Origin of the sequence: Sphaerochaeta associata (assembly GCF_022869165.1) — a bacterium.
In the GTDB taxonomy this organism is placed as follows: domain Bacteria; phylum Spirochaetota; class Spirochaetia; order Sphaerochaetales; family Sphaerochaetaceae; genus Sphaerochaeta; species Sphaerochaeta associata.
In genome coordinates, this window is sequence record NZ_CP094929.1 from 3,467,410 (window position 1) to 3,486,370 (window position 18,961).

Genomic DNA, 18,961 nt, shown 5'->3' on the forward strand with positions numbered 1-18,961 from the left:
CCACCTTACATCGAATCGCTATGCATCGCACTGCGATATACTAATCCAAACATTCGTCTTTCGTCAAGTGGTTTCATTCATGGCGTCGCCATGCGAACCTTGGTAGGAGCCATCCCCTTGACCTTCCTGAACACCCTGCAAAAATATGCCTGGTCCTGGAAGCCGGTCTGACTGGCCACTTCATTGATGGTAAGGGTGCTCTGTTTGAGCAGATTTGTTGCCAGGTGGATTCGATGGCGGTTGAGGTAGTCCCACGGGGAGAGCCCGATTTCCTTGCGGAAGATTCGGGTTAGGTAGTCCTCACTGACATTGACCGCCTCGGCCAACTGCCAGCGCGAGATCGGATTTGTTGCATGCTCGCCGAGGTAGACGATGGCACGCTTGACCAAGGCTCCGGTCAGCGGAGGAAGAACCTCCTGATGGGTAAGCAGGGTGACAATGCGGGCCAGAAATTCACTGCTCTCAACCACACAGCGATGGGCTATGATCAGGCGGGGAATGAGGCTCAGCTGCTCAGCCTCCTCTCTCGTCCAATGCTCGCGGACAATGACAATAGGAGCGGGGGAGAGCTTACGCAACTGTTCATACAGTGCAGGATCGAACAAATCGCTGAACAAAAGGCGTACCTTCTTGCCCGCATACACGTGCTCGATCTCCTGCTTTTCACACAGTACAACATTGTCCATCATGCCCAACTCACCGGCAAGCGAGTAACCCAGCGATCCCATGACAACCAACACCCCGTCCTCTTGGTTGCCGAGCTTGTTTGCGATCAGGGAGGATGCAAGACTCTCATATCCTGGAGGGGCGTGGTAACACACCATGGGAGCCTTGCTGAGCTCGCGGTTGTGTACCAGAAGGTAAAGTGCGAGCTGCAATTCCGCTGAACTTCTGCGGCCGTCCCAAGCGAGGATGTCCCCTTCCAACTGAGCAAGATTCTGCTTGTTCAACGATGAGGAAGGCAGCAGCCGTACTCGGTCGAACGCTGAGAAGAGAGGGGGTACCTCGCTTTCATCCTCAGAGCCGATGTAGGTAAGGGTGGAGGACGACCGAGCAAGGCTTTCCCCTTCCAGACTCGGCCAATTCAGACGGAAAATAATCTGATTATCCTTCAACATTACCAGACCCCCGCTCATCAGAATGATTCGTTGGGCAAGAGAAATGGAGGGGTCCTGGTTTCCCAGCGAAGCCTTCCAGGTGTCAAGGGAGCTGATGAAGGAGAACTGCAGCCCCATGGTTTGCAGTTCGGTCTTGATGGTGACCAGTCCACCTTGCTTTTGGATGTACTGCAATACAATTTCAAACGCTTGGAAGAGCTTATCCCTGTCACCTTGCAGCACTGGAAGGTCGGCCTCCCCCTCATAGGTAAAGGGATGGGAGGCTTGCAGGGAAGAGAGCAATGCAGAGGGGCTGAAGACGATACGCTCCAACTCAAACGCCCCGGTATAGGAGAGCGTGAGGTCTAAAAGATGGGAAGCCGTACGAAGCTGGTCTTCCACTTGGCCCTTCAATGCTTCATCCCTGTCCTGCACCAAGAAGAGAATCGACTCCAAAGGATTACGCAAGCCTTCACTGATATTGGCGAAGAACTCGGTACGGGCTCGTTGGGCCCGCTCGGCCTCCTCCCTCGCCTTGTTGGCGGCATCGAGCAGGAAGGTACCTTTGATCGCCGAACTCAGTGAGGTTCTCAGCTCTTCCATGACACTTCCGCTGAACAACGCGGTCCTGACGACCAGATACCCAAGGGGTTGGTTGTCCATGAACAGGGGTTCTACAACATACACACCTTCTGCAAGATTCTCCTGAATAGCCGGAGGAAGCAAGAGATGCTTGGAGAACGTCTGCTTCCCGTCCAAAAGCATCTCATTCTCATAGCCGCCGATATAGGTGCTTTTCTCATCGTCCTCATAGAGCACCAGATACCCCGCACCCAGACCAAGGGTTCTCAAGTGCGCTGCCAAAAGAACAGGGATCGAAGAGAGGCTTCGCACACCCAAAAGATCACATTTCAGTGCATCCAGATGCTTGGCCTGCATGGACAACGCGTAGGCATGCTGGTGTGCGACCAAATCGCGTTGGCGTAAAAAGAGATCACGCAGGGCACAGGCTCGTTGCTCCTTGAATGAGGGTGAGGCGAAGAAGGTGCAATACCAGTGGAGAGCCTCGGAGAGAAGGTTCGGGTCCCCTCCCCGGTCGAGAAAGTGATGAACAAGGTCCTGCGCAAGATCCAGATAGGCTTGCTCATCATCAGAGTCGGCTTCGTCCAGAAGTCTCTGCAACCGGCTGCTTTCAGCTTCAGGGACCCTGAAGCTCTGCACCAACCATGCGAAAAACAAGGAGTGTGTTCCCACAGTCTGTCTGGCTTGTTCAACACTTCCCAGCGAATAGGTACATCCGCATGATTGGCGGATAATCGGGTGGGAAGGCAGCAGAATATCGAAGCTGGGCCCTGAACCATCCTCAAGCAGGTTGGACAGCAAGTCAAAGGACATGTGCGCCAGTTCGGTGACCGGCATGCGTGCCGTCGTGCAGGGTACGCGAAGCAAGTGGCTTTCGCTGCTGTCGTTATACCCTACCAAGCGAATATCTCCTGGTATGGAATATCCCAAGGCTTCCAGCTGTTTTCCGGCGGCGAACATCATCATGTCGCTCGAACAAGCGAGGGTGTCGAAATCCTTGCCCGGCACGAGTCGCCGCTGTTCGACCAGTTGCAACAGGGCGGCCGCCCCCTCGGTCCATGCATGCGGGTCGGAAGCCAGGCGCGGGTCGAAGACCAAACCCGTCTGGTCGAGGGTATCGCAATAGGCGCGATAGCGGTCCTGTGCCGAATAGTGGTTCTCAGGTCCCCTGATAAAGGCGATTCTCCGGCTCTTATGCTTGGTTATGCAGTGCAGAAGTACACTCTGCACCCCGGAATAGGCATCAAAGGAGACAGCTGGACAACCCTCACGCTTGAGCCCGATGGAGACGCTGGGAAGAGAGCCAAGGGTTGCCAGGAAAGCCTGGACATCCTCGACCCGAACCGACCCGGCAAGTGCGGAAGCCCAGGTAAGGACTCCCTCGACATTATCGGAGTTCACCAAGGGGTAGATTGCATTGCGCAGATACTCCTGGTTTTCCTTGCACTCAAGCCTTCCTCCGGGAAAAACGAATAAAGAGGTATGCGAATGGCTGGCAAGCTTTGCTACCTCCGACCAAAGCTCGTTTGAGGCCCCGGTATGGATTGAGGCGAGCAACAGTGCAATTTTTCTTGGCCGGGATTCACTCACCACGCAGCTCCTTTTGGTCAGTCATACACTTGGACATCGCTGTTTCTCTTCGAATATATTCCAGTGATAATCCCAACGGTAGTACAGAAAAGTCCTCTTGTCCATCAATGGTGTTCTCCCTGCCTGAGAAATGAAGCCACAACAGAATTCGCCTTGACAGTCCAACAGAGAGAAGGGTATTATTTGGAACGATGTTTCAATTTTTACCCATCGAAGCAGCGCTGCGGCGCCTCAACTCTCAATTGGACCGGATAATGCCGCTGCTTACCCCCAGTGGAGTTGTGTTGGGTCTTCTACTTGGTACACGAGTTGCTTGGATGAAACCATCGGTTACCATCCTTTTTGCAATCATTACGTTCATCGGTGGATTGGGTATCAATTCCAATGCTTTTTTCAAAGTGGTCAAAAAGCCAAAAGCCATTTTTGTATTCATCCTCGGAGCAAACGTAGTCATGCCCCTGCTTACCTATGCCATCGCCGCAATGGTTTTCAGAAACCAGCAGGAGATTGCAACAGGCCTGATTCTACTGATGGCCATACCTACTGCAATAACCGGTTACATATGGAGTGGAATTTATAAAGGAAACGGGGCCCTCTCATTAACACTGATTCTTGTCTCCACCCTGCTCGCTCCCATTCTCACCCCCTACACGGTGAGCCTGCTTGCCAACACATCAGTACGGATCGACACAGCAGGAATGATGGCATCCCTTGTTCTGATGGTAGTAATTCCTTCAATAGCAGGCATTCTGATCAACAACGCAACCAAAGGCAAGGTGAATGACCATATAACCCCTTGCCTCAAGCCGTTTTCAAAAGTCGGCCTTTTCCTCATTATTGTCATCAACACAGCCCAAGTTTCCGAGCGGCTGCTAGCCAATGCTTCATGGGCCTATGTACCCATCGCCCTGACATGCGCATTCCTGGCTGTCATCGCCTATCCCATTTCCCATACCCTCGGGAGAATCGCAGGCCTTGCAGTACAGGAGAGCAAAAGCATTACCTTCGCCTCTTCGATGCGCAACATCAGTGCCGCCTTGGTTCTTGCAATCGCCTACTTTCCGCCTGAAACCGCACTTCCTGTAATTTTTGGCATTGTATTCCAACAGAGCACCTGTGCTGTCATGGCATATGTCCTGTATGGAAGAAAAAAACCCACCTGATACAACAAAGCAACAAGGAGTATAGACCATGCAATCAATCACCAGTGTTCACCAGACTGTACAGAGAAAAGAGAAGGTTCTTCAGTTCGGAGAGGGGAACTTCCTCCGAGCGTTCGTCGATTGGATGATCGACATTCTCAACGAGAAGACCGATTTCAACGGCAATGTAGTCCTCGTCCAGCCCTTGGACCGGGGCCTGAGCGATATGATCAACGCCCAGAAGGGCTTGTACACCACCGTCCTCAGGGGTGTGCAGAACAAGAAAACCGTCGAGGAGTACCGAACGATCAACAGCGTCAGCCGCTGCCTCAATCCGTACAAGGCCGACGATTACCAGGAGTATATAAAGCTCGCATCCAGTGAGGACCTGCGCTTCATCGTCTCCAACACCACCGAGGCCGGTATCAGCTACCACGGCGGTGACAAGCTGACCGACCAAATCCAGGTCTCCTTCCCAGCCAAGGTCTGCGCCTTCCTCTACAAACGCTACCAAGCTTTCAACGGGGCTTCGGACAAGGGCCTGATCGTCATTCCCTGCGAGCTCATCGACAAGAACGGAGACAATCTGAAGCGCATCGTCAAACAGTATGCACAGGAGTGGAACCTGGAGGCAGGCTTCATGACCTGGCTCGACGAAGCTTGTGATTTCTGCAACTCCCTGGTCGACCGCATCGTTCCCGGCTATCCGAGAGCCGAAGCAGAGGCAATCTGCACCAAGCTCGGCTATCAGGACAACCTGCTCGACTCTGCCGAGATTTTCCACCTGTGGGTCATCGAATGCCACAAGAACTTCCACGAGGATGAGCTGCCGTTCAATAAGGCAGGCCTGAACGTGGTATGGACCGACGATATGAGCTTCTACCGCACACGCAAGGTCCGCATCCTCAACGGAGCCCATACCATGAGCGTACTTGCAGCCTATCAGACGGGCCATGAGACCGTCCAGGACTGCATAGCCGACAAGAATCTTCTCTTCCCGTTCATGTACAAGGGCATCTTCGAGGAGATCATCCCTTCGATGGAAGGCTCGAAAGAGGAGCTTGAGGCGTATGCAGCCGATGTTTTGGAGCGCTTTGAGAATCCGTACAACCCCCACCAGTTGCTCTCCATCTCCCTGAACTCGGTTTCCAAGTTCAAAACCAGGAACCTTCCTTCCCTCTTGGGGTATGTTGCAAAAAACAGCAAGCTGCCCAAGCTTCTGGTGTTCTCCCTCTCCGCCCTGATCAGCTTCTACGAAGGAACCGAATATGAAGGTTCGGCTCTCAAGGGACGCAGGGGAGACGAGACGTATCTGATCCAGGACAGCCCTGAGATTCTTGAGGTCTTCGCTTCTCTCTATGCCGAGGGAGGCAGTCCGAAGGTAAAAGCGCAACGCCTTGCAAAAGCAGTGCTGTCCAACACCTCCTGGTGGGCCCAGGACCTGACCAAGGTCGATGGACTCGAGCAGGCGGTGGCCGCAAACCTTGAGGCCATCTGGACTGTCGGCATGAAAGAGGCCCTTGCCTCTCTAACGAAAAAATAAGGAGCATATATGCAGACCTATACCGTTTTGAAGGTCCATCCCGAGGATTCGGTTGCAGTTGCCATCCGTCCCCTTTCCCAAGGGGAGGTGGTGGATGTTGCAGGCCTTCAGATAGCTGTGGCAACAGATATTCCCGCCGGTCACAAGTTCGCCCTCAAAGCCATCGCGAAGGGGGAGAAGGTGATCAAGTACGGAGCCCCGATCGGTTATGCCGTTACCGATATCGCATGTGGTGAGCATGTGCATGCCGCCAACATCAAGACTACCCTCAGCGAGAGTGCCGAGTATGTCTATGACAAGATGCAATCCGAGCAGTTCGCCCTCAAGGCCGAGCAGCGAAGCAAGGAATGGGAAGGTCGGGTTCCTACCATCAAGGCGTACCGCAGAAGCAACGGGGCAATCGGCATTCGCAACGAGCTTTGGATCGTCCCCACCGTCGGATGTGTCAATAAAATCGCCGAGAACCTGGTGTCATGGGCCCAGGACAATCTGCAGAAAGCCCCTTTTTATGATGGGATACATGTGTGGTCGCACCCGTATGGATGCTCCCAGCTCGGCGACGACCATGAAGCTACACGCACCATTCTTTCCGACCTTGTCCACCACCCCAACGCCGGTGGTGTTCTGGTGCTCTCCCTCGGCTGTGAAAACAATACTCCCGAGTCCTTCCGCGCCCTGGTGGGCGAAGTCGATGCAAATCGGGTGAAGTTTCTCACCACCCAGGATGTCAGTGACGAACTGGCCGAGAGCAAGCGACTGTTGACCGAATTGTATGAGACGATGAAGGGCGACACGCGTGAGGATGTCGGTATGGACAATCTCATCGTCGGCTTCAAATGCGGCGGCAGCGACGGGCTGAGCGGCATCACCGCCAATCCCTTGGTCGGCCGTTTCTGCGATGCCCTCACCGCCATGGGTGGAACCGGAATATTGACCGAGGTCCCCGAGATGTTCGGAGCCGAACAGCTGTTGATGAACCGCGCTGTTGATGAGCAGGTATACGAACAGACCGTCAACCTGATCAACGACTTCAAGCAGTACTTTGTCAAACACAACCAGGTGGTGTATGAGAATCCCTCCCCGGGCAACAAGGCCGGCGGTATCTCCACCCTTGAGGACAAGAGCCTCGGGTGCATCCAGAAAGGCGGTCAGGCGATGATCACCGATGTTCTTGGTTATGGAGACCGAATAAAGAAGCGGGGGCTCAACCTGCTCAACGGTCCGGGCAACGACATTGTCTCCACTACGGCTCTTACCGCCTGCGGAGCCCATATCATTCTCTTCACCACCGGCCGTGGAACCCCGCTTGGGGCACCGGTACCGACCATCAAGATCTCTTCAAACAGTGCTCTTGCTGAAAAAAAGGCCAATTGGATCGATTTCGATGCCGGACGTCTTTTACAGGAAGACGATGAGACAGTCCTCTCCGACTTCCTCTCTCTCATCCAGAGGGTTGCAAGTGGAGATGCTATGGCAAAGAATGAGGAAAACGGGTACGCAGAAATTTCGCTGTTCAAGGATGGGGTCATCCTCTAAGGACACACAATAAGGAGAATCATCATGAAAAAGTTTATGGACGAGCACTTTTTACTACAGACTAAAACCGCCCAGACTCTCTACCATGAGTATGCAAAGGATGAGATGATCTTTGACTACCATTGTCACCTCAATCCGAGTGAGATCGCAAACAACAAGCGATTTACCACCATCACCGATGCCTGGCTTGGAGGAGATCACTATAAGTGGAGAGCCATGCGTGCCAACGGGACTCCCGAAGCCTTGGTGACCGGCAAGGATGCCGACCCGTTCGACAAGTTCATGGCTTGGGCTTCCACCATGGAACATGCCTTGGGCAATCCCCTCTACCACTGGACTCATCTGGAGCTGCAGCGCTACTTCGGCATCCATGAGGTGCTGAACACCAAGAATGCAAAGGCAATCTATGATGAGGCCAACCGACAGTTCAAGGAGAACGAGAATCTTTCGGTCAAGGGCATCATGAAGCAGTTCAAGGTCTACGCGGTGGGAACAACCGACGACCCTGCCGACGACCTGGCCTATCATGGACAGATCGCCAAGCAGGCCGATTTCCCGGCAAAGGTAATCCCCTCCTACCGCCCCGACAAGGCTTTGAATATTGAGAAGGACACCTTCCTTTCCTATATCGACAGCTTGGCAAAGGCCAGCGGGAAGAGAATCGAGCGGGCCTCTGATGTCGTCGAGGCTCTGATCGATCGTCTCGATTTCTTCGTAAGCATGGGCTGCAAAGCCTCCGACCATGCCCTCATAACCGCCCCCGCCGTCTTCAAGAGTGAGAGCGAAGTGAACGCAATCTTTGCCAAAAAACTGGCAGGGGCGACACTCTCTTTTGAGGAAGTGGAGGCCTATAAGACCTATGTGCTCACGCATCTTGCAATAGCCTATGCAAAGCGGGACATCGCAATGCAGCTGCACTTCGCCGCAATCCGTGACAATAATGGCATGATGTTTGCGAAGCTTGGACCCGATACCGGTTACGATGCTTCCCACGACAAGGAGCTTGCCGCTTCCCTTTCAGCTTTCCTGAACAACCTGTCGGCAACCGGAGAGGTTCCCAAGACCATTCTCTATACGCTCAATCCAAAGGATTACTATTCGTTGGTAACCTTGATGGGTTGTTACCAGGATGGAATACCGGGTAAAATGCAGCTTGGTTCCGCTTGGTGGTTCGCCGACCACAAGGACGGCATGGAAGAGCAGATGAAGATTCTCGGCAACATCGGACTGCTACCCCGTTTCATCGGGATGCTCACCGACAGCCGGTCCTTCCTCTCCTACTCCCGCCACGAGTACTTCAGAAGAATACTCTGTAATATTTTCGGTACATGGGCTGAGGAGGGCGAGGTCCCCTATGACCTCGAGATGCTTGGAAAGGTTGTAAAGGATATCTCCTTCGGCAACGCCAAAGCCTATTTTGAGGGGTAAAGCGATGGGAAAGAAAGAAATCGATTCAGGAAGTGAAAAGCAGCAAACCAGCGGGGTCATTCGGACCATCGCCATCCTTGAGACGCTCTCCAGGCATCAGACGATCAACCTGGAAAGCTTGGCAAAGGAAACGAAATTGCCAAAAGCCACCCTGCTTCGGTTTCTCTCCACCTTGGTCAATCTCGGATATGTATACCGCGACCCCAGCGATCTCTACAGCCTCACCTTGAAGATGTTCAGCGTCGGGTCGCACGGCCTGGAGCATATCGATCTCATCCAGATTGCCAATCCAATCGCACAAAAGTTGTGTGAGGAACTTGGTGAGACAGTCCATATGGGGGTGTTGGAGGACGACGAGGCAGTATATATCCTCAAGAAGGAGTCCTCCTTCACCATCCGCATGTACTCTCGGGTAGGAAAAACCATTCCCTTGTACTGTACCGCCATCGGCAAAATCCTGCTCAGTGATATGAATGAGCGTGAACTCGCATCCTACCTTGGCAAGGTGAATCTCAAACCATTCACCCCTAACACGCTTCGTGACAGTCAGGCGCTCAAACAGGAGCTTATGCAGATCAGAAGCCAGGGTTGGGCTTGGGACAACGAGGAACATGAGATGGGAACACTGTGCATCGGTTCTGCCATCAGGGACTATACAGGGAAGGCCGTGGCAGCGATGAGCGTATCCTGGCCGCTCTTCAGGTTCAATGTCGAGGAGAAACAAAGGATTGTCTCCTCGATTCTCCAAGCCTGTGCAAGTCTCTCCAGATTGCTTGGCTGGACCGAGGAGTAAAGCCACAACATCCCTGAGTAATCGGGGATGTTTTTTTACCAATGGTGTAGTACCATCTGACAAAAAGGAGTGTGCCATGCAACAGATTCGTTGGGGTATGATTGGATGCGGTTCGGTAACGGAAGTCAAGAGCGGACCGGGATTCCAAAAGGCTGATGGGTCGACCTTGGTTGCTGTAACAAGTCGCACACCCCAAAAAGCCCGTGACTATGCCATGCGCCATGGAATCCCGAAGTGGTACGACAATGCCCAGGACCTCATCGACGACGAGGAAGTGGATGCCGTCTATATTGCCACCCATCCCGACTCGCACAGTGACTATGTGATGATGGTTGCCGCAAGCGGCAAGCCGGTATACTGTGAGAAACCCTTGGGAATCTCCTCTCGGCAGAGCAAGGGAATGGTGGATTTCTGCAACCAGAGAGGAGTTCCGTTCTTCAGTGCCTATTATCGTCGGGCGCTTCCCAAGTATCTGATGATCAAGCGCATGATAGACAGCAAGCAGTATGGTGATGTACGAGCGGTGCATGTATTCATGCAGCAGACCATCAAAGAAGAGGACAAACAGAATGGTGGAACCTGGCGGGTACGACCCGAGGTCTCCGGTGGAGGCAAGTTTCACGACGTCGGCTCACATGCCCTGGACCTCATCGATTGGATGCTCGGGCCCATCAGTGAAGCCTGCGGGGAGGCCATGAACCAAAGCAAGGTCTATAAAGCCGATGATGTGGTGTACGGACATTTCAAGACCGAGCAGGGCATCCCAGGTACCGGACTTTGGTGTTTCAATACCTTCAAGGATGAGGATGTCACCCACATCTACCTTGAAAAAGCAAGAATTTCCTACTCCGTACTTGATATTGCCCAACCCATTACCATTGCAACACTCGAGGGAGTACAGACCATTGCAGTCCCCGACCCGCCCCAGCATGTAGCACAACCTTTGATCCAGACAATCGTCGACCAGCTGCTGGGCAGGGGGACCTGTCCCAGTACCGGAGAGTCCGGGATGAGAACAGATTTCGTTCTTGACCGCTTGATCGGCAGAGTATAAGAAGGAGATTTCACCATGTTTGTATCACATCGCGATCTAATCGAGAAAAAACAGATTTCAGAATATGTTACCAAGCAGGTCCTGGTCAGTCCCAAGGAGGGCTGGAAGGACCACGTCATGAGAATGTTCACGCTGGAAAAGGGTGGTAAGGCTCCCCACCACTCCCATCCTTGGCAGCACATCATCTACGCAGTCGAGGGGACGGGAAACCTCTATATGGAAGGCAAGGATTATCCGTTGACAGCGGGCTCGGTCGCCTATGTTCCTGATGACGCCGACCACCAGATCTCAAATGCCGGGGATGAGAAGTTTGTGTTCATCTGCATCGTTCCCGAGCGGGGGGACCAGTAAGGGTTCTAGAAGAACCCCAAGGCCATCAGAAGGGATATCCAGAGAAACAGACTGAGAAGCGACAAGGCGGTGGTGAACACGACGATTTGCCCCGCCAGCTCTGCATCCCCATCCATCTGCTGGGCCATAGTGTAGGAAGATACCGCTGCCGGAGATGCATACATGGCCATCAGAAGGATCAACTCAAGACCTCTGAACCCGAAAAGAATAGCTATCGTGATGCCAACAGCAGGGACTATCACCAATCGATTCAACACCCCGACGGCCAAGGGTTTTCGGTTCAGCTTGACCGAAGAAAACGTAACCGAGGCTCCTAGAATGACCAAGGCAAGCGGGGTTGCAATCTCTGCTATCTCAAACACGACTCCTTCAAGGCCTTTGGGCAGTCGTATCCCTACGATGGCACACAGAAGCCCCAGCACTCCCCCGATGACAATGGGGTTGAGGACGATTCCTTTGAGGATTTTCTTTCCATCGGGTTTGTTGCCCCTGAAGTATTCCAGAACTACAACACTGAGCACATTGATCACTGGAACCACCACACCCACCATCAAGGAAGCGATGCCTGCGCTGGTACCTCCATACAGGGTGGCGGCCATCGGCATGCCGAAGAAAATGAAGTTGCTTCTGCAAATACCCTGCACCAGCACTCCCCGTCTCGCATTCTCCGGTTCCATGCGGGGAATCAGGAGCATGTAGAAGCTTACCATCACAAGCAAAGAGAGAACCGCATACCACAATAAATTGAAGGAAGTGATGGTGGAAAAGTCAGTCTTGTAGATATTTGAAAAGAGCAGCGTGGGAAGAAAGACACGGAACACCACGTTGTTCATCTCCTTAAGGGTTTTTTCGGAGAGAAGCTTAAGGTTTCGAATCCCATACCCAAGGGCGATTTTTGCAAACAAGGGAAAAAGGACCGAGAAGGCGGTGGAAAATATCATGCTTGGTCCTTATTCTTCACTATGATGATCACATGAGCAGCCATCCCCATGGTGATGGTGATGTCCATGGTCATGATTGCAGGAACAACCCTCTTCATGGTGATGATGCTCATGCCCTTCTTCGGTGAACAAGTCATGCATCATATCCATGAGAATCGACTCGATCTCCTCATTCTTTCCACCGTCAACAACCATGATGCCCATTTGGGGAGCAATCTTCTCAAGAAGCGGCAGCGTACGTTTGCCAAAGCAGTGGATGGCCTGCGGCTTCCCCTCTTTCTCAAAGATTTCCAGCAGGTGGCTGATAAATGCACCATGTTCTTGTTCGTAATTTTCAACCATGAAGATGTCGAGAATCTGATGCGCCTGAGGATCGTAGACCAATTGGTAAATGGGAAAGAGCGGACGCCCTCCCTTCTCCCCCAACATCGGCTCGGGAAGCATGCCGGTGGCGGTATAGAGAATTTTCCCCGGTCTTGATTTCATCCGTTTGTAGTAACGTTGTTTTTCTTCGTTGGTGAAGAAAGCCTGAGGATAGGAGAACCCATACGCTTCATCCTGGAGAATTCTTGCAGTGACGACAAAGAATCCATCCTGCTCTTCAATACAGGGAATGTACTCCTTGCCGCCGCTCTCCTTCAGATTCAGGCAATCCAGCCAATACGAGAAGGAGTTTGTCCTGCTCGTTTTCTTATAGGAAGCAAAGTACTCTTTGGCAAAAAGAACCGCTCGGAAGATCTGTATGAGGTCTTTTCCTTCATGTTCTTCAATATACCAAGGATACTGGTATTGGAGCTTGCTTCTGAATTGGGGGTACATACCATCATCAAAGGATACGCCGCTGTCGACAATGGCTTGGTAATCGGCTTCCTCGATATCCACCCTGCTGTTGTTGAAAAGGCAGAGCAGGCACTCCTGCTCCTGCTCCATCTCCATGTATTCAAACGAATCGGTCTGTTCATCGGAGAGCGAAAGGGCAAGGTATCCGGTAAGGCCCTTTTCTCCACGGTAAGCGGCAAAAGCCGAGTCTACAAGCGAAACATAGTAGGGTGTCTTGTCTTCAGCAATAATGCAAATAAGGTCGTTCTCCGAGAAAACGGAAGAGACTGCTGACTCGGTATAGACCTTGGCGAGGCTGTATAAGGTATGGGTATCCATTCTTTTCTCCATCGGTTCATCATACAATAATCCAAAGGCTTGTCCAGTGACTTTGCCTATAGTACTTGCTATGGTAATCTACACATTGTACCATAAGTGTATGCATCATTTGAAGGATGGTTCTTCATGACAGGATTTGAGAAACTGCAGCAAGCAAAGCGATTCGATATGAAGAAAAAGCCCATCCGCCAGCGTCAGTTTTTAAGACCTGTGACCTGGCTGCTGAGCTATCCGACCGTATGGTCCCATCGTCTGAAAATCAACCGCATCAATATGGAAGGCATAAAGCCTCCATTTCTTCTCTTGTGCACCCACCATGCATTCATCGATTTCAAGGTGACTACCGCCGCCCTTTTCCCCTACCGGGCAAACTATGTGGTTGCCATCGACGGTTTTCTCAAGCGCGAGTGGCTTTTACGAAATGCAGGAGGCATCTGCAAGAGAAAATTTACTAATGACCTTCAATTGATCAGGCAGATCCGAGAGGTACTGGCAGTAAACAAGGATGTTTTGGCCCTCTATCCCGAAGCACGATACACCCTGGTGGGAACCACCGCCGTGTTACCTGATTCACTGGGAAAAATGGCGAAGCTCCTCGGGGTGCCGGTAGTCATGCTCAATATGCACGGCCATTATCTGAGCAGTCCCGTATGGAATCTGAAGGACCGGGGCAGCCGCATTGAAGCCGATTACAGCCTGCTGTTCACCAAGGAGGATCTGGCGAAGAGCTCGGTTTCCCACATCAATGCAGTGATCAGAAAGGCGTTCGAGTACGATGAATATCGGTGGCAAAAAGATAATAAGATCCGTATAAGCTATCCAAAGCGGGCTGAGGGCCTGCATAAGCCGCTGTATCAATGTCCTCATTGCCTCAGCGAGTACACAACCTATAGCGAGGGAATCCATATCGGATGCTCGACTTGTCATAAAAAGTGGGAAATGACCGAATACGGAGAGTTGCGGGCAATCCAAAGGGCGGATGACGAACAGCTGTTGGTTACTGAGTTTCCCCATATTCCCGACTGGTATGAGTTCGAGCGCAAGCAGGTGCGCGTCCAAATTGAAGCTGGAACGTATTGCCTGAAGACAAAAGTACACGTGGAAGCCCTCCCGAATGCAAAGGGGTACATTCCCCTTGGTGATGCCTTGCTCATTCACGACATGCAAGGCTTCAAGTTGGAAGGCCTGTTCGGAAAAGAGGGTTTTCTCCTTGCAAAAACCCCCCTGTCGATGTACTCATGCCACATCGAGTATGAGTATTTCGGCAAGGGAGACTGCATCGACCTCTCCACCTTGGAAGACACTTACTACATCTATCCGAAAGAACAAAAGTTCTCGGTCACCAAAATCGCTTTGGCAACCGAGGAGCTGTTTGCCTACTATAGCAAGGAGCAGGAAATTACTCCTCATATCTTGCTTGAGGCGGTTGCCCAATCACCTTCCTGACAGGATGGATGCAAGTTCCGCTTCACTGATATAGCGTGCTTTGTAGGTGACTTTGTACCGGTCAAGCTGTCTGATAAAGGCACGCATGTGGTTCTCCGATCCCTTCAGGAGATTGGTATATACCCATATTTCAGCTTCATCAGTAGTCTTTGAAAGATACTCCTTCAAATCGTAGATATCCAAATCCTCGATGATGGCTCCTACCAAATAGGCTTCTTGGATTGACTTCATGCCCTGTTCCACCAAGGAGGTGTAGAGAGCAGCCAGGTCGGCGTTCTTGAACTCACCGGCTGCAGAACCTGCAACAGGATCCTCGATGTTTCGTACTGCAAGCAGTGCTCCCACTGCATCCATGTGCTGTTGTTCAGCCTTTGCAATATTCAGGAATGTCCTGGCACCCCATCTTTCATATAAGGCGAGATACACATCGCGGGCAAGTTTCTCTTCCTCACGCATATACAAAAGTCCGTCTTCTGTTGAGCCGGATTCGGCCAAGAGAGCTTCGACCGCTGGAGGCGAATTAACTTGCACCTCTTCAATCGGCTGTGCAGCTAGAGAAAACGAGGTACCTAAAATCAGTGCCAAAACTATGATGCTTGTATGCTTGTACATATGCAGCTCCTATGATTGTTGAATCTGACTCAACAATACTGCTACCGAGTACAGGCATTAAGAATGTCAGGTAAAGGTTGGGTAAAGACAGTTTTCAACGATCATGTCTTGAGAAAGTCCTCACGACAGGGGGTGAATACATCCAAGACCGCTCCCTTTTCGAGACAGAGCGTCCCATGCGGTGTATGAGGAGTGAAGAGCAGGGTGTCCCCCTTCTTTACAACAACGGGTTTTCCATCGATGGAAAATTCGAAGGAGCCTTCCAGAACATAGGTCACCTGTGTATGGGGATGAGTATGCACTGCTCCAACACCACCCTTTTCAAACATAACTTCAACCTGCATCATGGTCTCGTTGTAAGCCAGGATTTTCCTTCTGACTCCTTCTCCCACCGACTCAATACCTGCACTAGCAGCAAAAACAACCGTGTTCATGGCACTTCTCCCGATTGGTAAACCGTATAATAGTCTCAGCATGCTTGAGGATTTTGCAATATGCAAGGCCTGTCAAGCAATTTGTTCAGGACATACTTTCGTCTGATTCCACTGAAAAAAACAGGGAGTGTCATAAAACACTCCCCCGATACAAACACATGAGGCTTAGCGCTGTACGCGTCCGCTTCCATCACCCTTGAGCAGGGCTTCAACCTCCGCCTTGGTGGAAAGGTTGAAGTCTCCGTCGATGGAGTGCTTCAGAGCAGAAGCTGCAACGGCAAAGTTGATGGCATACTGCTCATCGTCCCCGTACTCGCTGAGGGCATAGATGAGACCTGCAGAGAAGGAGTCTCCGCCACCGACACGATCGATGATATCGGTGATCTCATAGTGCCTGGAGAGGTAGAAACCGCTCTTTCCACTGAGGGCTGCACTCCAGCCGTTGTGGTCTGCACTCTTGCTTTCCCTCAGGGTGACGGCAACCACACTGATGTTGGGGAATTGAGCCTTGACTTCTGCAGTCAGGGCCTTGTACTCCTCGATATCCAGTTCGCCGGTAGTCACATCAACCTTGGCTTCGATGGCCAGGCACTTCTGGATGTCTTCCTCGTTTGCCACGATTACATCGGCAAACTTGACCAGTTCGCGCATTACCTCGGGAGCTTTCTTGCCGTAGTTCCACAGCTTCTTGCGATAGTTCAGGTCGATGGAGACGGTGGCGCCGGCCTTCTTTGCGTGCTGCATGGCGGCAAGGCAGCTGTCGGCTGCTACCTGGCTGATAGCCGGGGTGATGCCGGTTACATGCAGCCATTCTGCGTCTGCCATAATGGAAACAAAATCAAAATCGGAAGGTTTGCTCAAGGCGATGGAGGACTCTGCGCGGTCATAGACTACGCTGCTCGCTCTCTGGTTTGCACCGGTCTCCAGGAAGTAAATTCCAACACGTCCGCCTTTGGTCATCTTGATCGAAGAGGTGTCGACACCGTATTTTCTTACTTCACGAACGGCAGCCTCGCCGATTGCGTTGGCAGGAAGAGCGGTGACGAACTTGGCATCCTTGCCCAGAAGGGAGAGAGAAACGGCAACGTTTGCTTCACCACCTCCAAAGGTTGCTTCCATGAGAGGAGATTGAAAAAAGCGTTCATGGCCGGGGCTCTTGAGCCGCAGCATAATCTCACCAAACGTTACATACTTCTTACCCATACAAGCCTCCTGGATATTTTTGTCGGGAATACTGATTGCCTCTTGATATTTGGAATCATAGAGGGTATGCTTGGGTCTGTCAATATTATTTTGAAACAACGTTTCATAATTGAAATAAAGGAGTGACTCCATGCACGAAGCACTGTTTGAAAACATTCACAAAATCGGTCTGGTACCTGTAGTTAAAATCGATGATGCTGCAAAAGCTGTAGGGCTTGCAAAGGCCATGGTCAAGGGCGGCCTTCCCTGTGCTGAAGTCACTTTCCGCACCGCAGCCGCAGAGCAAGCGATCAAAAACATCACGGCGGCTGTTCCTGAGATGCTGGTTGGAGCCGGAACGGTTACCAATCTCGACTTTGCCAAGAAAGCTGTTGCAGCCGGTGCCAAGTTCATTGTCTCTCCCGGTTTCAACCCGACCGTCGTCGATTGGTGTCTTGAGAACAACGTGCCCATCGTACCCGGTGTATGTACCCCCAGTGACATCGAGGCAGGCCTCTCACGAGGACTTTCCACCCTCAAGTTTTTCCCTGCAGAAGTAAGCGGCGGCGTCGAGATGCTCAAGAACCTTGCAGGCCCCTTCCCCAACCTGATGTTCATGCCTACAGGTGGTATCAGCCCGGCAAACCTTGCCTCCTATGCAAAGCAGTCCAACGTACTGGCGGTCGGCGGCTCCTGGATGGTAAAGCCCGAGCTCATCGAAGCAGAGAACTGGGATGCAATTTCAGACCTGTGCAGTGAAGCTGTAGTTGCCCTCCAGGGCCTTGAGTTCGCACATCTGGGCATCAACAATGAAAATGCTGCAGAGGCTGAGAAAACCATTGCCGCCCTTGGGGCTTTCGGCATGGTAAAGAAGGTCGGCAACAGCTCCACATTCCTGAATACCACCATCGAAGTCCTTCCCAAGATGTACTACGGCAGACTCGGCCACCTCGGTTTCAAGTGCTTTGATATCGAGCGCACCCTCGCCTACCTCGGCCGCCATGGGTTCACAGTCAATGAAGAGACCATCACCCGTGACGCAAAGGGTAAGATCAAGGTCTGCTACATCCAGCAGGAGCTCAGCGGCTTTGCCGTACACCTGGTCAAGGCCTGATTCCAAGAAAATACAATCCAGACGCCGGTTCTCATCTAGCAGAGCCGGCGTTTTCTTGTTTACAGTAGGTGCATGCGAATAGTACAAAACCATATACTTGCCAACGAGCAAATCAAAGCGATTGAACAGCTCCAGGATGTCGCCCTCCTTCCCGAAAGCTTGGAGAATCGTGTATTCCTCTCCTCGGAAATGAATGTATACAAGGACTTGGATTGTTTCTTCCTTGGGTATGAGGACAACCAGCTTATAAGCTTCCTTGGTGCATTTTTTCCCAGCCGCAAGGAGGTGGAGTTCAACGGCTTCACCCATCCCGATCATCGCAGGAAAGGACATTTCAACCGTCTGGTGGAGCATGCCCTCTCCTTATATAAAGCATACCCATTCAACCAGGCACTCTTTCAACGGGAGCTTAACAGCAAAAGCGGCCTCTCCTATCTACAGAAGCGGTATCCGGAGCTTGACCGCAGCGAGTACCTGATGACACTTGAAAAACAACACTGGAACAACAAGCAACAAATCGGGACTCTTGAGTTGGTTGCTGAACATAACAAAGAGGAAACCATCACCGTCATGAGTGACGCCTTCGAGGAAGCGAGGGATGAAAGTACGCACGTCTTGTCCTATTTACTCTCAAGCACAGACCGAAAAGTATTTCTGTATCGCTATGAGGACAAAGCGATTGGGGTTCTTAATGCAGCCATGGAAGATGGAGTGTGGGTTGTTCACGGAGTAGGAATCATCCATGCCTGTAGGAACCAAGGCATGGGAAGACAGATGCTCAGCCTTGCCTTCGATCAGCTCTTCAAGGATGCAGATACAATCCAGCTTGAAGTGGATTCCCAGAACCCCCCTGCCCTTGCCCTTTACCAAAAATTAGGGTTCTCCACTACCAGTCAGGTCGATTACCATAGACTGATTTTGCGATAGTGTGACCGTTTTGGCCCTTGGTTTTCTCGTC

The 18,961-nt window shown here is 51.9% G+C and carries 16 protein-coding genes; 10 read left to right on the top strand and 6 right to left on the bottom strand.

Translation table 11 applies throughout. The features are described 5' to 3' along the window. Positions 1 to 77: 77 nt before the first annotated feature. On the bottom strand, positions 78 to 3,269 hold the full coding sequence (locus MUG09_RS16095; protein WP_244772455.1) for a helix-turn-helix domain-containing protein: 3,192 nt from the start codon (positions 3,267 to 3,269) through the stop codon (positions 78 to 80). A 191-nt stretch (positions 3,270 to 3,460) separates the two neighbouring features. On the opposite strand from MUG09_RS16095, the gene MUG09_RS16100 reads away from it, so the two are divergent. The 7 genes from MUG09_RS16100 to MUG09_RS16130 all read left to right on the top strand — a co-directional run bounded on the left by MUG09_RS16100 (position 3,461) and on the right by MUG09_RS16130 (position 11,116). Next, entirely contained in the window at positions 3,461 to 4,432 is a 972-nt protein-coding gene (locus MUG09_RS16100; protein ID WP_244772456.1) for a bile acid:sodium symporter family protein, read from the top strand. Between the two features lie 28 nt (positions 4,433 to 4,460). Beyond that, entirely contained in the window at positions 4,461 to 5,954 is a 1,494-nt protein-coding gene (locus MUG09_RS16105; protein WP_244772457.1) for a tagaturonate reductase, read from the top strand. Between the two features lie 9 nt (positions 5,955 to 5,963). Beyond that, on the top strand, positions 5,964 to 7,490 hold the full coding sequence (locus MUG09_RS16110) for a UxaA family hydrolase (RefSeq protein WP_244772458.1): 1,527 nt from the start codon (positions 5,964 to 5,966) through the stop codon (positions 7,488 to 7,490). A 24-nt stretch (positions 7,491 to 7,514) separates the two neighbouring features. Further along, complete coding sequence (uxaC, locus tag MUG09_RS16115) at positions 7,515 to 8,918, top strand: glucuronate isomerase (protein ID WP_244772459.1); 1,404 nt, start codon at positions 7,515 to 7,517, stop codon at positions 8,916 to 8,918. Between the two features lie 4 nt (positions 8,919 to 8,922). Continuing rightward, positions 8,923 to 9,711, top strand: coding sequence for an IclR family transcriptional regulator (locus MUG09_RS16120; RefSeq protein WP_244772460.1), 789 nt, complete (start codon positions 8,923 to 8,925; stop codon positions 9,709 to 9,711). Positions 9,712 to 9,787: 76 nt separating this feature from the next. Beyond that, positions 9,788 to 10,765, top strand: a complete 978-nt coding sequence (locus MUG09_RS16125; RefSeq protein ID WP_244772461.1) for a Gfo/Idh/MocA family protein — start codon at positions 9,788 to 9,790, stop codon at positions 10,763 to 10,765. Between the two features lie 15 nt (positions 10,766 to 10,780). Next, a complete protein-coding gene (locus MUG09_RS16130) occupies positions 10,781 to 11,116 on the top strand; it encodes a cupin domain-containing protein (RefSeq protein ID WP_244772462.1) in 336 nt (111 codons plus the stop codon). Between the two features lie 5 nt (positions 11,117 to 11,121). Here the strand turns inward: MUG09_RS16130 and MUG09_RS16135 are convergent, their stop codons facing one another. Both MUG09_RS16135 and MUG09_RS16140 read right to left on the bottom strand, forming a co-directional pair. Next, entirely contained in the window at positions 11,122 to 12,057 is a 936-nt protein-coding gene (locus MUG09_RS16135) for an AEC family transporter (RefSeq protein WP_244772463.1), read from the bottom strand. Between the two features lie 9 nt (positions 12,058 to 12,066). Beyond that, the gene (locus tag MUG09_RS16140) at positions 12,067 to 13,227 is read right to left on the bottom strand and encodes a DUF6930 domain-containing protein (protein ID WP_244772464.1); all 1,161 of its coding nucleotides are present in this window, start codon (positions 13,225 to 13,227) and stop codon (positions 12,067 to 12,069) included. Between the two features lie 114 nt (positions 13,228 to 13,341). On the opposite strand from MUG09_RS16140, the gene MUG09_RS16145 reads away from it, so the two are divergent. Continuing rightward, a complete protein-coding gene (locus MUG09_RS16145) occupies positions 13,342 to 14,661 on the top strand; it encodes a lysophospholipid acyltransferase family protein (RefSeq protein WP_244772465.1) in 1,320 nt (439 codons plus the stop codon). Here MUG09_RS16145 and MUG09_RS16150 read toward each other — a convergent pair. The 3 genes from MUG09_RS16150 to MUG09_RS16160 all read right to left on the bottom strand — a co-directional run bounded on the left by MUG09_RS16150 (position 14,650) and on the right by MUG09_RS16160 (position 16,910). Next, positions 14,650 to 15,273 carry a DUF2202 domain-containing protein gene (locus tag MUG09_RS16150; RefSeq protein ID WP_244772466.1) on the bottom strand — a complete coding sequence of 208 codons (624 nt, stop codon included), beginning with the start codon at positions 15,271 to 15,273 and terminating at the stop codon, positions 14,650 to 14,652. The genes MUG09_RS16145 and MUG09_RS16150 overlap by 12 nt on opposite strands. Before the next feature lie 101 nt (positions 15,274 to 15,374). Then, a complete protein-coding gene (locus MUG09_RS16155; protein ID WP_244772467.1) occupies positions 15,375 to 15,707 on the bottom strand; it encodes a cupin domain-containing protein in 333 nt (110 codons plus the stop codon). Positions 15,708 to 15,872: 165 nt separating this feature from the next. After that, complete coding sequence (locus tag MUG09_RS16160; protein WP_244772468.1) at positions 15,873 to 16,910, bottom strand: sugar kinase; 1,038 nt, start codon at positions 16,908 to 16,910, stop codon at positions 15,873 to 15,875. A 130-nt stretch (positions 16,911 to 17,040) separates the two neighbouring features. Here MUG09_RS16160 and eda point away from each other — a divergent pair, with 130 nt between their 5' ends. Both eda and MUG09_RS16170 read left to right on the top strand, forming a co-directional pair. Next, entirely contained in the window at positions 17,041 to 18,003 is a 963-nt protein-coding gene (gene eda / locus MUG09_RS16165) for a bifunctional 4-hydroxy-2-oxoglutarate aldolase/2-dehydro-3-deoxy-phosphogluconate aldolase (RefSeq protein ID WP_244772469.1), read from the top strand. A gap of 72 nt (positions 18,004 to 18,075) precedes the next feature. Beyond that, positions 18,076 to 18,930, top strand: coding sequence for a GNAT family N-acetyltransferase (locus MUG09_RS16170; protein WP_244772470.1), 855 nt, complete (start codon positions 18,076 to 18,078; stop codon positions 18,928 to 18,930). The last annotated feature ends 31 nt before the right edge of the window (positions 18,931 to 18,961 follow it).

What these genes read in the sequence shown, in the direction of transcription:
- MUG09_RS16135 (WP_244772463.1), bottom strand. Translation starts at nt 12,057, where the DNA reads ATGATATTTTCCACCGCCTTCTCGGTCCTTTTTCCCTTGTTTGCAAAA.
- MUG09_RS16155 (WP_244772467.1), bottom strand. Translation starts at nt 15,707, where the DNA reads ATGAACACGGTTGTTTTTGCTGCTAGTGCAGGTATTGAGTCGGTGGGA.
- MUG09_RS16125 (WP_244772461.1), top strand. Translation starts at nt 9,788, where the DNA reads ATGCAACAGATTCGTTGGGGTATGATTGGATGCGGTTCGGTAACGGAA.
- MUG09_RS16160 (WP_244772468.1), bottom strand. Translation starts at nt 16,910, where the DNA reads ATGGGTAAGAAGTATGTAACGTTTGGTGAGATTATGCTGCGGCTCAAG.
- MUG09_RS16140 (WP_244772464.1), bottom strand. Translation starts at nt 13,227, where the DNA reads ATGGAGAAAAGAATGGATACCCATACCTTATACAGCCTCGCCAAGGTC.
- uxaC (WP_244772459.1), top strand. Translation starts at nt 7,515, where the DNA reads ATGAAAAAGTTTATGGACGAGCACTTTTTACTACAGACTAAAACCGCC.
- MUG09_RS16110 (WP_244772458.1), top strand. Translation starts at nt 5,964, where the DNA reads ATGCAGACCTATACCGTTTTGAAGGTCCATCCCGAGGATTCGGTTGCA.
- MUG09_RS16100 (WP_244772456.1), top strand. Translation starts at nt 3,461, where the DNA reads ATGTTTCAATTTTTACCCATCGAAGCAGCGCTGCGGCGCCTCAACTCT.
- MUG09_RS16130 (WP_244772462.1), top strand. Translation starts at nt 10,781, where the DNA reads ATGTTTGTATCACATCGCGATCTAATCGAGAAAAAACAGATTTCAGAA.
- MUG09_RS16170 (WP_244772470.1), top strand. Translation starts at nt 18,076, where the DNA reads ATGCGAATAGTACAAAACCATATACTTGCCAACGAGCAAATCAAAGCG.
- MUG09_RS16120 (WP_244772460.1), top strand. Translation starts at nt 8,923, where the DNA reads ATGGGAAAGAAAGAAATCGATTCAGGAAGTGAAAAGCAGCAAACCAGC.
- MUG09_RS16105 (WP_244772457.1), top strand. Translation starts at nt 4,461, where the DNA reads ATGCAATCAATCACCAGTGTTCACCAGACTGTACAGAGAAAAGAGAAG.
- MUG09_RS16145 (WP_244772465.1), top strand. Translation starts at nt 13,342, where the DNA reads ATGACAGGATTTGAGAAACTGCAGCAAGCAAAGCGATTCGATATGAAG.
- eda (WP_244772469.1), top strand. Translation starts at nt 17,041, where the DNA reads ATGCACGAAGCACTGTTTGAAAACATTCACAAAATCGGTCTGGTACCT.
- MUG09_RS16150 (WP_244772466.1), bottom strand. Translation starts at nt 15,273, where the DNA reads ATGTACAAGCATACAAGCATCATAGTTTTGGCACTGATTTTAGGTACC.